Annotated in this window: 12 protein-coding genes, 1 tRNA gene and 2 pseudogenes; 11 read left to right on the top strand and 4 right to left on the bottom strand. The window is 65.0% G+C overall.

Annotation, left to right across the window (positions count from 1 at the left end; genetic code table 11):
• The first annotated feature begins 67 nt into the window (after nucleotides 1-67).
• The 8 genes and pseudogenes from HQ314_RS04900 to HQ314_RS21850 form a co-directional block, all read left to right on the top strand.
• Entirely contained in the window at nucleotides 68-535 is a 468-nt protein-coding gene (locus tag HQ314_RS04900; RefSeq protein ID WP_222649378.1) for a DUF5956 family protein, read from the top strand.
• A gap of 383 nt (nucleotides 536-918) precedes the next feature.
• Entirely contained in the window at nucleotides 919-1,641 is a 723-nt protein-coding gene (locus HQ314_RS04895; protein ID WP_374197813.1) for a hypothetical protein, read from the top strand.
• A pseudogene (locus HQ314_RS21855) lies at nucleotides 1,638-2,675 on the top strand (replication-relaxation family protein). The gene HQ314_RS04895 and the pseudogene HQ314_RS21855 overlap by 4 nt, the downstream one beginning before the upstream one ends.
• Nucleotides 2,672-3,277 carry an MT-A70 family methyltransferase gene (locus HQ314_RS04880; RefSeq protein WP_222649376.1) on the top strand — a complete coding sequence of 202 codons (606 nt, stop codon included), beginning with the start codon at nucleotides 2,672-2,674 and terminating at the stop codon, nucleotides 3,275-3,277. The pseudogene HQ314_RS21855 and the gene HQ314_RS04880 overlap by 4 nt, the downstream one beginning before the upstream one ends.
• Before the next feature lie 84 nt (nucleotides 3,278-3,361).
• Entirely contained in the window at nucleotides 3,362-3,694 is a 333-nt protein-coding gene (locus HQ314_RS04875) for a hypothetical protein (protein WP_222649375.1), read from the top strand.
• Between the two features lie 247 nt (nucleotides 3,695-3,941).
• Nucleotides 3,942-4,328 carry a helix-turn-helix domain-containing protein gene (locus tag HQ314_RS04870; RefSeq protein ID WP_222649374.1) on the top strand — a complete coding sequence of 129 codons (387 nt, stop codon included), beginning with the start codon at nucleotides 3,942-3,944 and terminating at the stop codon, nucleotides 4,326-4,328.
• 43 nt (nucleotides 4,329-4,371) lie between these two features.
• Nucleotides 4,372-4,971 carry an ImmA/IrrE family metallo-endopeptidase gene (locus tag HQ314_RS04865; protein WP_222649373.1) on the top strand — a complete coding sequence of 200 codons (600 nt, stop codon included), beginning with the start codon at nucleotides 4,372-4,374 and terminating at the stop codon, nucleotides 4,969-4,971.
• A 50-nt stretch (nucleotides 4,972-5,021) separates the two neighbouring features.
• A pseudogene (locus tag HQ314_RS21850) lies at nucleotides 5,022-6,107 on the top strand (recombinase family protein); the annotation flags it as partial.
• A 613-nt stretch (nucleotides 6,108-6,720) separates the two neighbouring features.
• On the opposite strand, the gene HQ314_RS04850 reads toward HQ314_RS21850, so the two are convergent.
• Nucleotides 6,721-6,796 (bottom strand) — tRNA-Arg (locus HQ314_RS04850).
• Nucleotides 6,797-6,910: 114 nt separating this feature from the next.
• On the opposite strand from HQ314_RS04850, the gene HQ314_RS04845 reads away from it, so the two are divergent.
• On the top strand, nucleotides 6,911-8,002 hold the full coding sequence (locus HQ314_RS04845) for an XdhC/CoxI family protein (protein ID WP_261781470.1): 1,092 nt from the start codon (nucleotides 6,911-6,913) through the stop codon (nucleotides 8,000-8,002).
• A gap of 147 nt (nucleotides 8,003-8,149) precedes the next feature.
• Nucleotides 8,150-10,186 (top strand): cytochrome c oxidase assembly protein, encoded by a 2,037-nt coding sequence (locus HQ314_RS04840; RefSeq protein WP_222649371.1) that lies wholly within the window; start codon nucleotides 8,150-8,152, stop codon nucleotides 10,184-10,186.
• On the opposite strand, the gene HQ314_RS04835 is transcribed toward HQ314_RS04840, so the two are convergent.
• Nucleotides 10,183-10,584, bottom strand: coding sequence for a GtrA family protein (locus tag HQ314_RS04835; RefSeq protein WP_155957030.1), 402 nt, complete (start codon nucleotides 10,582-10,584; stop codon nucleotides 10,183-10,185). The two genes, HQ314_RS04840 and HQ314_RS04835, sit on opposite strands and share 4 nt — an antisense overlap.
• A gap of 47 nt (nucleotides 10,585-10,631) precedes the next feature.
• Nucleotides 10,632-11,294 carry a TetR/AcrR family transcriptional regulator gene (locus HQ314_RS04830; RefSeq protein WP_222630196.1) on the bottom strand — a complete coding sequence of 221 codons (663 nt, stop codon included), beginning with the start codon at nucleotides 11,292-11,294 and terminating at the stop codon, nucleotides 10,632-10,634.
• A gap of 125 nt (nucleotides 11,295-11,419) precedes the next feature.
• Here HQ314_RS04830 and HQ314_RS04825 point away from each other — a divergent pair, with 125 nt between their 5' ends.
• Nucleotides 11,420-12,958, top strand: coding sequence for an MFS transporter (locus HQ314_RS04825; RefSeq protein WP_222649370.1), 1,539 nt, complete (start codon nucleotides 11,420-11,422; stop codon nucleotides 12,956-12,958).
• A gap of 36 nt (nucleotides 12,959-12,994) precedes the next feature.
• On the opposite strand, the gene HQ314_RS04820 is transcribed toward HQ314_RS04825, so the two are convergent.
• Nucleotides 12,995-13,435, bottom strand: coding sequence for a MarR family winged helix-turn-helix transcriptional regulator (locus HQ314_RS04820; protein WP_027505630.1), 441 nt, complete (start codon nucleotides 13,433-13,435; stop codon nucleotides 12,995-12,997).
• Between the last annotated feature and the right edge of the window lie 8 nt (nucleotides 13,436-13,443).

Genomic DNA, 13,443 nt, shown 5'->3' with positions numbered 1-13,443 from the left:
CGCGCCCCTCGACTGGGCGCGCCGCCACAGCACCGTCTCAGTCGAGACCACCAAGAGGAGTTGCGGCGTGGACCAACGTTGGAACAATTTTGAGACTTCCGCCTCCCCTGATGAAGTGCCGCCCCAGGTGGAACAAGGTCACTACGTCGCATTGCCATACTCGGCCCACTACTTGATGATCGCGTGGGTAGCTGGGCCCGGCAGGGTCTTCCGAGTGCCAAGTTCGTTTGAGAATAGGGTCGTGAGAGTGACGAGGCCCGGGTCAGGCCCACAGGCGTCGCCTGTCGTGGAACACATCCCCTTCGAGGAAGACGATCAGCGCGACATCGACGACGGCATCAATCACGGGCTCGGCCTCGTCGGAATCCCACCAATACCCTCACCGTTCGACTGGTACGTGCGAGTCCCGCTATCGATTGCTGATTCAAAGCAACTCAAGGACGCCTTCGTGTCTAAAAATCGTGAAGATTCCGACTCTGGCGTTCTTCGAGCGGTGAGAAAAATCTATGAGGATTTGTTCGACGCACCCGACTAGCGGGTTAAGTAAATGGTTGTCTGCGGATTGATCGCGAGTTCTCTCGGCGTTGATTACGAATTGTCACTTCGGTAGCTCACCACCATCTTTTTCATCGCCTGAGCATGTCTCGCACTGGAATCTTCTACGGTGCCAAGGGGCCGGTGAACTATGGGTTGCACGCGTCCCGGCACGATGCGTCTGCTCTTGTGTTGAGACACAAACAGGCCCGCCGACATGGGACGATCAGCCCTCAAGATGCGCGTCGATAGTGGCTTCGAGCAGCATATTCAGTCGATGAGTCTTAGCTTCCGCAGCTCCGAGTCGTTCAATGAAGGCCACGTCCCAATGGCCGCACCGCTGGCGCAACAGTTCGTTCGTGGACGCAAACTGCTCCGGCACAAGTGAAACGCCCGCTGACCAAGCAGATGCGAGGTGTCCTTGCGCAGCGTCACCCTCGATTCACGCTGCGGCAGGTTCTTCGGGAGCGCAAGGTGCTGCTCGTTCCGCTACAGAAAGGTGTTGTCGGCCCAGAGGTTGCAGAACTTCTCGGTGCGGTGGTGGTCGCTGAGCTCTGGCAAGCAATCCGAGAACGTGCCTCGCTTCCGGAGAACAAGCGCGATCCCGTCATGGTGTACATCGACGAGATTCAGGACTATCTCAAGCTCCCAACTGACCTCGGCGACGTGCTCGCAACGGCGAGAAGCCTGGGTGCCGGCTTGCATCTGGCACACCAGTTTGAGGCGCAGCTGCCGAAACAGATGATCGACGCCGTGCGAAACAACGCACGCTCCCGCGTCGCCTTTCAGCTCCAGGCTAGCGATGCCCGCGACATGGCCTCCGGTCAATCTGTGCTCGCTTCTGAGGACTTCACCGCATTGCCAGCCCACCATGTGTACGCCAGCCTCATCCGCGACAACTCCGTACAACCGTGGGTCTCCGGAATCACCATGCCACCGCCGCCGATCACAAGTGATCCGGCTGAGATCCGGCGCATCAGCCGTGAGCAATTCGGTCAGCCCCTCGATGCAATCGAGGCAGGCTTCGCCGAACTGCTAAACCCCCCGATCACTCAACCCGCGGGGTCTGACGTCGGCCAGCACGGGCGGAAAGCGAGGCGCTCATGAATCAGTCCGAATACCCCCACCGCGCCGATTCGGTGGGCGAACCGGCGTCGATAACAGTGCAGGAAGGTGGCGCGGTCGGTGTAGCGACCGCGTCGACGCAGCCAGCTCCATCATCGCCGGTCAGGCCACAATCCAACGCTCCGCGGGAGCAGACTGATGCTGCCACTCCTGGCAGCATACAGCCCGCAGGTGGCCCGACGCAGCGCGGCCATACGCGGCGGCAGAACCTTGCAGGAATCGCCGATGCGCTGTCTGACCGAGACTGGGCAATTCTGCGGTCGGTGGAAGCTCATCGGTTCCTAACCACCGCGCAGATCACCCGACTGCACTTCGCCGACCACGCTGAGGCATCAGGTCCGGCCCTCACTCGCCGGGTGCTGGGACGGCTCCGTGGCCGTCGCCTGCTGACCACGTTGGAGCGTCGTATCGGCGGGGTTCGGGCCGGAAGCAGCGGACTGGTCTTCTGCGTCGACGTTGTCGGCGACCGGCTCCTACGCCGGGACACGAACCGCCCTTCCCGGCGTCGCTTCTCGGAACCGAGCACCTCGTTCTTGCGGCACACACTGACGGTCGCCGAGACCCACGTTTCCCTCGTCGAGGCAGACCGCGCCGCCAAGTGTCAACTAGTGCGCTGCGATATCGAACCGGCCTAGTGGCGTACGCACGTCGGCGTCGGCGGCGCGCAGCTCGTTCTGAAACCCGACCTGTACGTCGAGACCGCAGTTAACGCCGACAGTCCGTTCGTCAATAGCTGGTTCTTGGAAGTCGATCTCGGGACCGAGCACTTGCCGACACTGATGCGGAAGTGTCACGACTACGACGCGTACTACCGATCGGGCACCGAGCAGACCGAGGCCGGCACGTTCCCATTGGTGGTGTGGATCATGAGCGCCAGGGATCCGGCAGTTGCCGCGCGCCGCCGTCACAGGCTCCGTGAGGCAATCGAGGCCGGTGGCCGCCTGGACGCGAGTCTGTTCCGTGTCGTTGCGCCAGACGAAGTATTGGCCCTCGTCCAAAACGGGGGTGAGCAATGACCGGTCCATCTGACAGCCCGAAGCGACCCGTCGACGTGAGCGCATCCCCTCGGTATAAAACGATTCTGGCCGACCCACCCTGGGACGTCCTCCAGAAGGGTGGGAAAGGGGCGTCCAGGCACTACGACCTCATGACGCTCGATCAGATCAAGGCGCTGCCTGTGGCCGGCCTCGCGGAGGACAACGCGCACCTGTGGTTATGGGTGACCAACGCGACGCTCCGCGATGGGTACGACGTCATGGAGGCCTGGGGGTTCACACCGCGCTCACCGCTGACATGGGTCAAACCACGAATCCAATTAGGTCACTACCTGCGCAACGCCACCGAGCACCTGCTCTTCGGTACCCGCGGCGTCGCACCCGTTCGATACCGATCGCAGCCAACGTGGATGTTCGCACCAGTCCAGGACCACTCCCACAAGCCGGAGGAACAGTACGCCGTCATCGAGCGGATCAGTCGCGGACCCTTCCTTGAATTGTTTGCCCGACGACACCAGCCCGGCTGGGACGCCTGGGGCAACCAAATCGATTCCTCTGTCGCGATCCCCGGCTACCCCGTGCCATCAGATCGATCAGTCGACACGACCCAGGAGACGCGGTGACGCCGAGGACGCCTCGTCGGTGTCATGCGGCCGTCCATGTCATCGCATCAGCGATGACCGGCCGCACAGCACCGAGGAGGCGCAATGTCCACACCCGAGAGCAGTCTCAAGACGCTTGCCATCCGGCTCAAGCCGGAAGTGCACGCGCAGCTGAGCTTCATCGCGCAGCTGCGGGGGCAGACCATCAACGACGAGGGTCTGCTCGCCGTGACCGGTCACATCGCGCAAGCGAAAACGGATCCGGTCTTGTTGGCGAAAGCCGATCAGGCCCGTCAGGAGATCGAGCGGGATGCGACCGTCAGGCGGGACGCGATCGCCAGCATGTTCGATACGGGTTCGACCGCCGAATCTGGCGACACCGCGCGCCCAGCACGGTCGCGCCGACCGCAGAAGGGAGACGACACGACGCCCAGCTGACGACCGTCAGCCAGGGGCTGGACAACACCGGGCGGGTCGGCGGAGAAGAGGCTTTACTGCCCTTTTCTGCCGCCCGACCCGGCAATCCCCACCCAGACCTGCTACCGCTGAAATGTGGCCTCCTATGCGCCACCTGGACGGGCAGGAATGGTTGCGAGAAATGCCGGTGCGTTGTAGAAAATGCCCAAACTATTGCTTTGGTGCAATGCGTGCAGTTATTATATATTGCGAATGGAGGAATTGCGCAATGACACCAGAGCAAGTTAACGACCTCACAAAGGTCCTCCGTGAGCGACGGGAATCGCTCGGCTTGTCTGCCAACGAAGTCGGTCGCAGAGTCGGCATGAGCGCCACTACTTATTGGCGGATCGAGGACGGTCAAATTGCCAGCCCGAAAGCCGAAACGCTGCAAGCCATCGGCGAAGTCCTTGGCATCTCGGCCGGCGATCTCTTCGCCAGCGCGGGATGGATTTCCAACAAAGAGCTGCCCACGCTCCGGCCGTACCTACGCACCAAGTATGACTTGCCGCCTGAAGGGATGGGGGAGATCGAGGCGCAATTCGATGAGATTGCGAGAAAGCATGGAATCAGTTTCGATGCTGCAACCGGCCCGGTTGGCGGAGAAGATGAATAAACCACAAGATTACACAACCCATTAGTGGGAAAGGAGGATTACCATGACAGACAAGTATCAGCAACACACGCTCAGCGTTCTTGCGACCCTGCGGTCCGTCATTCCGCGCCGTAGTGACGTCACCTACGACGAGGCGCTTCGCATCGCCGAGTTGCAGGCGAACAAGCTGCTGGCGGCTCACGCTATTTCAGAGGGCAGCACGCCAACCGAGTTGATTAGCGAACTTCCTAAGATCACCATCGCCTACACCGGTGCGCTGGTCGCGGGAGCCAGCTACTGGGACACGACCCGTCGAACCTGGGTGATCCTCCTGAGCCGCGCGGACTCGTGGCAGCGGCAGCGTTTCACTCTCGCGCACGAGTACAAGCACATCATCGACCACGGACGAAGCGGGGACTTGTACCGCGGGGATCGCAGAGCATCCGCCGCGACCCAGGCGGAACGCGTCGCTGACTACTTCGCTGCCTGCGTGCTCATGCCGCGCCGCGCTCTGAAGCGGGTTTGGGGCAACGGTATGCAGCGCACAGATGCACTTGCGGCGTACTTCCAGGTAAGCGAGCGCGCAATCGGAGTTCGGCTCCGGCAGACGGGTCTGGTCGACGACTGGACACGCTGCACACGTGCTGATGAGCCAGGTGGGTAAAGCAGGCGTCTTGAGAAGGTCTCGTCGCCACGAATGGGGGAGTTGATCGCGTGCCATCTGAACAGCGCATCGCAGCAGGCCAAGTATCGAATGCTGCCGCGAAGCGCGCCGTCTCCTACCTGCGAGTCTCCACCAAGGAACAGGCGGAACGCGACGGCGACCCCGAGGGCTACTCGCTCCCCGCGCAGCGCGAAGCGAACCGCCGCAGAGCCGCAACGAAAGAGGCGGTCATTGTCGAGGAGTTCGTCGAGCGAGGTGAATCTGCCAAGTATGCGGAGTCGCGCCCTGAGCTACAGAGGCTACTTACGTACCTGAAAGAGAACTCAGTCGACTACGTCATTGTGCATAAAGTCGACCGACTGGCTCGGAACCGACTCGACGATGCGCAGATTCACTGGGCAATCAAGCAAGCAGGGGCGGAGTTGGTGTCCGCCACCGAGAATATCGACGAGACGCCCTCGGGAATGCTCCTTCACGGCATCATGAGCTCGATCGCGGAATTCTACAGCCAAAACCTTGCGTTCGAAGTCAACAAAGGGATGGAGCAGAAGGCCAAGACCGGTGGGACGCCAGGCAGGGCTCCGCTTGGATACTTGAATGTCCAGCAGATCAATGCTGACGGCGCTCAGGTACGAACGGTCGTCGTGGACCCTGAACGAGCCCCGCACATAACGTGGGCTTTCGAGGTTTTCGCGATGGGGGATTGGACGCTGAAGGCGATGGCGAAGGAACTCGAACATCGTGGTCTGACGACGCGGCCAACTCCCAAATCGCCAGCACGTCCAATCAAGTACAACAGTCTCTACAGGATTCTCACTACGCCGTATTACAAGGGCGAGGTGACATATCGCGGCGTCAGGTACCCAGGGCGACATGCACCACTCATCGACGAGCTGACTTGGACGAAGGTGCAGGAGGTGCTGGCTTCGCACGCCACGGGAGAAAAGCAGCGCGAGCATCCCCATTATCTGAAGTCATCGGTGTTTTGCGGGAATTGCGGTAGTCGACTGATAATTACGAACTCCAAGAACCGGTCTGGCAGGGTCTACCCGTACTTCATCTGCCTCGGGCGACATCAGAAGACGACTCCGTGCACCATAAAGGCAGTGTTGATTTCTCGGGTGGAGGATCTCGTCGCCGAGCACTACGAGACTGTCCAGTTGGACCCGGAGTTGAGCGGGCAAATCGAAGCGATGGTGCGCGGTGAGCTGATGTCGAGCCGAGCTGCTGCTGATCGGGAGTTGAAGACCCTCGGCACACAGAAGCAACGGCTGGAATCAGAGCGCTTGCGTCTACTGCAGGCTCACTACGCGGGGGCCATCCCCCTTGAGTTGCTCAAGACGGAGCAGGACCGTATTGCTAACAACCTGGCAAGGATCGGTGCGCGCCTCGAAGCGGCCTCGACGCAGGTGGAGGAGTTCGACGAAGCGCTCCGGCAAGCGTTACATCTGGCCGAGAATTGCGCCCAGGCGTATCAGCGCGCGGGCAGGACTTCTACTGGTCGCCACCTACGGCGATTGCTCAATCAGGCCCTCTTCACGAGGATTCTGGTGCACGAGACGATCGTGAAAGTCGAGCTGGCGGAGCCGTTTGACACGGTGCTTGGCCACGAAGTCGTCAACGCTGCACTGGCACACGTTCGACCAGCCACCCACAATTTCGACGCAGGGCCGCAGTTGGCCTATGAGTCGGTCGATCGTGCAAACAAAAAACCTGCGCTTCGCGGCGCAGGTTTGAAAGTGACTACTTTGGTGCCCCCGGCAGGATTCGAACCTGCGACCAAGGGATTAGAAGGCCCTTGCTCTATCCCCTGAGCTACGGAGGCGCGCATCGGTGTCCGATGCGCCGTCGAGTGTAGCGAGACGCTGCGCCCTGCCCGGGCCGGAGGTGCGGCTTAGACTTCTCGCTCCGAGGGAAGGCAGCAGGCGTGCAGGACGTGATGGACCAGGTGCTCGCGGCATGGCGCGCGGGGGAGTCCGTGGGCGTGGGCACCGTGGTGCGCACGTTCCGATCGGCACCGCGTCCGCCGGGTGCGTCGATGGCTGTGCTCGCGGACGGCAGAGTCGTCGGGTCGGTGTCCGGTGGCTGCGTCGAGGGCGCGGTGTACGAGGCCGCGCAGAACGGTGAGGCGGGTCTGCATCGCTACGGAGTCAGCGACGACGATGCGTTCGCGGTGGGTCTGACCTGCGGGGGCATCCTCGACGTCTTCGTCGAGACCGTGTCCCGATCGACCTTTCCGGAGTTCGGCGCGGTGGCGTCGGCGATCGCGGAGCACCGGCCGGTCGCGGTGGCCACTGTCATCGAGCACCCCGATGCTGCGCGGGTCGGTTCTCGCCTGGTCGTCGACCCGGTGGCGGCGTCCGGCACGCTCGGGTCGCCCCGCGCGAATGCCGCGGTGATCGACGACGCCCGTGGTCTTCTCGAAGCGGGCCGCACCGACGTCCTGCACTACGGCCCCGACGGTCAGCGGCGCGGCGAGGGAATGACGGTGTTCGTGAACTCCTTCGCGCCCCGTGCTCGCATGATCGTGTTCGGTGCGATCGACTTCGCGTCGGCGGTGGCGCGTCAGGGTGCGCTGCTCGGCTATCGCGTGACCGTCTGCGATGCGCGGCCGGTGTTCACGACAACCGAGCGATTCCCGACGGCCGACGAGGTGGTCGTCGAGTGGCCGCACCGCTACCTCGAGCGACTGCAGGCCGAGGGTGAGATCGACGAGCGCACCGTGATCTGCGTACTGACCCACGACCCCAAGTTCGACGTGCCGCTGCTCGAGGTGGCGTTGCGGCTGCCCCGCGTCGGCTACGTGGGTGCGATGGGGTCGCGGCGGACCCACGACGATCGGGTCGCGAGACTGCGCGAGGTGGGAATCGGCGACGACGAGCTCGCGCGACTGTCGTCCCCGATCGGGCTCGACCTCGGCGCCCGGACACCGGAGGAGACGGCGGTGTCGATCGCGGCGGAGATCGTCGCGAGGCGGTGGGGCGGGAACGGACGGCCGCTGGGGGAGCGCGAGGGACGCATTCACCACTGACGCCCCTCGCGAGTACGTCCGAACTGCCGCTGCAGCACGGAGGGTCACGACGTTTCTGGCGTACTCGCCGGAGGGGGTGACGTGTGAGTTGCGCGTCTACTACGTCCCGTAGGTGCTGCGATGCCGGTCACCTCCTACCCTGGAGGTATGGCAACGACTGAGGCACCGCGTTCCGCGACCGCGGAACCGGACGGTGGGGCGCGACGAGCCGGATCGGCAGGCGTGTTCGCGAGTGCCGGACTGATCGCCGCGGTGGTGGCCGGCCTGATCGTCGCGCTGTCCGCATCGCAGGCGTTGGTCCTGCTCGGCATCCCGGATCCGGGTCCGGTGACGACGTACGGTCTGCCCGCTGTGCGCGCGCTCGGGGAGGTCGCGGCCGTCATCGCCGTGGGCTCTCTGCTGCTCGCAGCCTTCCTCGTGCCGCCGCAGAGATCGGGCGTCCTCGACATCGACGGCTATCGCGCGCTGCGCACCGCGTCGTCGGCGGCAATCGTGTGGGCGGCCTGCGCGATCGTGCTGGTGCCGCTGACCCTCTCGGACACGTCCGGTCAGCCGGTGTCCGAGGCGCTGCGTCCCGAGAACCTGTGGTCGGGCCTGTCGCAGATCGAGTTGGCCCGCGCGTGGCAGTGGACCGCGATCATCGCGATCGTGCTCGCACTCGGGACACGTGCCGTGCTGCGGTGGTCGTGGACGCCGATCCTGCTGGTGGTCGCGCTCGGCTCGCTCATGCCTCTCGCACTGTCGGGGCACTCGTCGTCCGGTGGATCGCACGACGTCGCCACCAACAGCCTCATCCTGCATCTTCTCGCCGCGTCGCTCTGGGCGGGCGGACTGTTCGCCGTCCTGGCGCACGCCCGTCGCGCCGGCGCGCACACCGATGTCGCGGCGCGCCGCTTCTCCGCGGTCGCCACGGTGGCGTTCGTGGTCATGGGTGTCAGTGGAGTGGTCAACGCCTTCGTCCGCGTCGAGCCCGCAGATCTGTTCGACACCACCTACGGCCGACTCGTACTCGCCAAGGTCGTCGCCCTGGTCGTCCTCGGCGTGTTCGGCTACACCCAGCGCCGACGCGCCCTGCCCGCGCTCGCCGCGGACCCGACGTCGCGCGCGAATCTCGTGCGTTTCGCCGGTGCCGAGGTACTGGTCTTCGCGGCCACGATCGGGCTCGCGGTCGGACTCTCCCGGACACCGCCCCCGCTGGGGAGCGCTCGGGAGCTGACGCTCACCGAGGCGGAGTTGGGGTACGACCTCACCGCGCCCCCGAGCCTCGAGCGTTTCCTCTTCGACTGGCGGTTCGACCTGATCTTCGGCACCGCCGCCGTCGTCATGGCCGTCGTCTACCTCCTCGGCGTTCGTCGACTGCGGGCCCGTGGCGACGCATGGCCGGTGGGTCGCACGATCGCCTGGGTCCTGGGCTGCGCGACGCTGCTGTTCGCGACGTCATCGGGTGTCTACCGCTACTCGATGGCGATGTTCAGCGTGCACATGGGCTCGCACATGGTGCTGTCGATGCTCACCCCGGTGCTGCTCGCGCTCGGCGGCGGCGTGACCCTGGCTCTACGAGTGCTGCCTGCGGCCGGCCGGGACGGTGTGCCGGGACCGCGCGAGTGGATCCTCGAGGCCCTGCACAGCCCGGTGTCCCGGTTCCTCACCCAGCCACTGGTCGCGGCCGTCATCTTCGTGGGTGGCTTCTACGCGCTCTACCTCGGCGGCATCTACGGCGCGACCGTCGACTCGCACGGCGCCCACCTGCTGATGAACGCTCACTTCCTGCTGAGCGGCTACCTGTTCTACTGGGTCGTCATCGGCGTCGACCCGGCACCGCGTCGACTGTCGCCCGTGACCAAGCTGGCGATGGTGTTCGGATCGCTGCCGTTCCATGCCTTCTTCGGTATCGCGCTGATGAGCACCGAGACGGTGATGGGCCAGACCTTCTTCCGCGGCCTGTCGCTGCCGTGGAACTCCGACCTCCTGGCGGATCAGCGACTCGGCGGCGGCATCGCGTGGGCGACGGGCGAGATCCCGCTGATCCTCGTCATGCTGGCGTTGCTGGTGCAGTGGTCCAACACGGACCGGAAGGAAGCAGTCCGCACGGACCGGGCGGCCGATCGCGACGACGGTGCGGACCTCGCGGCGCACAACGCGATGTTCGCGGAGCTGGCGCGCCGCGAGCGTGAGCGCAGTTAGAAGACCAGACCGCGCAGGGCGAGGAAGCGGAGCCCGCCGACGAGGGCGGTGACCCCGACCAGGATCAGGGCCGACAACGCGGCGCCGGCGGTCGGCAGTGCGACGTCGAGCGCTGTCAGCGCTGCGGTGCTGGCGCCCAGACCGATGAGTGCCAGTCCGCCGCCCTCCCACTGCGCGGTGAACCAGCCCACCCGATCGGCGGCGTGGAACGTGAGACGGCGGTGCAGTTCGTTGGCGAGAACGGTCGACGCCACTGCTCCGACGGCATTGGCCACGATGGAACCCTCGCTGTGCATCGCGACGAACACGGCGACGTAGAGGACGTTGCTGAGCCCGCCGACCAGTGCGAAGCGGACCAACTGGGGGAACGCTCCGTCACTGCGCAGCGCCACCAGCATCGGATGCCCGGGGTGCGAGGGAAGCACGGGGGAGACCACGTTGTCGATCACGACGCCCTCCCGTGCAATCTGCTCTTGACGCTGACGATCTCGTCCGGTGTCAGCGCTCGACCCGGCAGGGGCACCGACCTATCCGGCACCGCCGCGAGGGAATCGATCACCAGGGCGAAATAGCGTCGCCAGTTGTCCTCGTCCACCTCGTCTGCAACCTCGGCGCCGGCCACGATCATCCGCACCAGGGTGAAGAGGTCGCCGGGCTGCACGTCCGGGCGGAGCTTCCCGGCCTTCTGGGCGCGCTGGATGAGAGTGTTGATGGTCGGTTCGAGCTTGGACCGGACTGCCGCGATGCGGTCGAGGCCGTCGTCGCACCCGAGGACGACGTGACCGAGACCACGGTCCGCGGCCATGTGTCGACACATGAATTCGAAGAAATCGACCATCGCAGCCCAGGGATCGTCGGCCTCCGCGGCCACCTCTGCGCGGCTGAGCACGTCGACCAGACGCTGCTCGAGGATGCCGTCGATGAGTTCCTGTTTGTTGGCGAACCGCCGGTACACGGTGCCCACACCCACCCCGGCGCGCGCAGCGACGTCGTCGAGCGTGATCTCGAGACCCTTGCGTGCCAACAACTCTCGCGCACAGTCGATGATCTTGAGCTTGTTCCGCTCGGCGTCCGCTCGAAGCGGCTTCGCCGCTGTGGTGGGTTTCACAGTCCGTTTCGTCCTGGTTCGTCGGTTAACCGGAGGGCATACCTCCGCATCGCTGCTATCGTATTGCTATCCGGAGCGTACGCCTCCGTATAGCTCCATTTCACGCCGTACCGAAGCGAGGATCAATGTCTTCCACCACATCCGACGTCGGAAACGTCCAACCGACGATCCGGTCGAGCGCGCACGACGCGCCCGACCGCACTCGCTGGCTCATCCTGGGCGTACTCGGCCTGGCCCAGCTGATGGTCGTGCTCGACGCGACCGTCGTGAACATCGCGCTTCCCGCCGCACAGCTCGATCTCGGCTTCGACAACGCGGACCGCTCGTGGGTGGTCACCTCCTACGCTCTGGCATTCGGCAGCCTCCTGCTGCTCGGTGGTCGACTCAGTGACCTCTTCGGTCGCCGCACCACGTTCCTCGTGGGACTCGTCGGCTTCGCGGTGATGTCCGCCGTCGGCGGCGCAGCCGTCAACTTCGGCATGCTGGTCGCGGCCCGTGCGGGACAGGGTGTCTTCGGCGCCCTGCTCGCTCCCGCAGCGCTGTCCCTGCTGACCACGACGTTCACGGATCCGAAGGAACGTGCGAAGGCGTTCGGCATCTTCGGCGCGGTCGCCGGTGCCGGCGGCGCCATCGGCCTGCTTCTCGGCGGTGTGCTCACGGAGTGGGCGAACTGGCGCTGGAGCCTGTACGTCAACTTGATCTTCGCGGGAATCGCGTTCGTCGGCGGCTTCCTCCTGCTGGCCAAGCACCGCGCCACCGAGCGTCCGGTACTCGACATCCCCGGCACCCTCACCGTGTCCGCGGCGCTGTTCTCCATCGTCTACGGATTCGCGCACGCCGAGTCCGACGGATGGAGCAACGCGGTGACCATCGGTTTCCTCGCGGTCGGTGTGGTCCTGCTCGGTGTCTTCGTCTACCTGCAGACGCGGGCGACGCATCCGCTTCTCCCGCTGCGCATCGTGCTCGACCGCACCCGCGGCGGCGCGTACCTCGCGGTGTTCGTCATCGGTGCCGGCATGTTCGCGGTGTTCCTGTTCCTCACGTACTACCTGCAGAGCACGCTCGGCTACACGCCCATCACCACCGGGTTCGCGTTCCTGCCGATGATCGCGACCCTCGTGGTCACGGCCACCGTCGCGACGTCGGTCATCCTGCCGCGCTTCGGGCCTCGCGTTCTCATGTCCGCCGGCATGCTGATCGCGTCGGCCGGCATGGCCCTGCTGACCCAGATCTCGATCGACAGTTCCTACGCCGCGCACATTCTGCCGAGCCTGCTCGTCATGGGAGTGGGCATGGGCGCCACGATGGCCCCGGCCATGCAGGGCGCCGTGTCCGGAGTCTCGCCGGGCGACGCCGGCGTCGCCTCCGCGACCGTCAACACGATGCAGCAGATCGGCGGATCCATCGGTACGGCGCTGCTCAGCACCATCGCGGCGACGGCAGCGACGAACTACGCGACCGACAACCAGGCGGCCGTGGCTCAGGCTGCGGATCCGCAGGCCGCCGCGACGCTGCTCCGGATGAACGCGGAGATCGCCAGCTACACCACGACGTTCTGGTGGGCGTCGGGCATCTTCCTCGCCGGCTCGGTGATGGCAGCGCTGCTCGTCCGCTCGGGCAAGCTGCCCGACGGACCCGAGGGTGCCACCGTCGTCGCTCACTGACGTACACAGTCACCGGATCCGGTGCAGAGAACCGTGTCAGACGCGGTTCTCTGCACCGGATTCGTCGTGGATGCGGGTGAGCAGGTCGGTGAGGGTCGCTCGGTCGTCCGCGCTCAGGCCGGCGAACATCGCCTCGGACGCGCTGCGCTGCGCCTGCGCGATGGTGTCCGCGAGTGCCCGCCCCTCGTCGGTGAGGTCGAGGAGAACCGCGCGACGATCGGTGGCATCGGCGTGCCGTGCGACGTAGCCGGCCGACTCCAGCGCGTCGACGACATCGGTTGCCGATCGGGGTGCGATGCGTAACCGTTCCGCCAGATCTCCGGGCCGAAGTGGTCCCGCCGCGCCGGACAGCACGCGCAGTGCCCGTCCGTGTGAGGGCGAGAGTCCGAAAGGTTCGAGTGCGGCCATGTGGCGGCGCCGCATCGACCTGGCCACCATCATGACCAGATCGGCCGGGTCCTTCTCGTGGGAATGCACGGGACGAT

This window comes from Rhodococcus sp. BP-332 (genome assembly GCF_019836065.1).
Taxonomy (GTDB): domain Bacteria; phylum Actinomycetota; class Actinomycetes; order Mycobacteriales; family Mycobacteriaceae; genus Rhodococcoides.
This window is presented reverse-complemented; position numbering and strand designations above follow the sequence as displayed.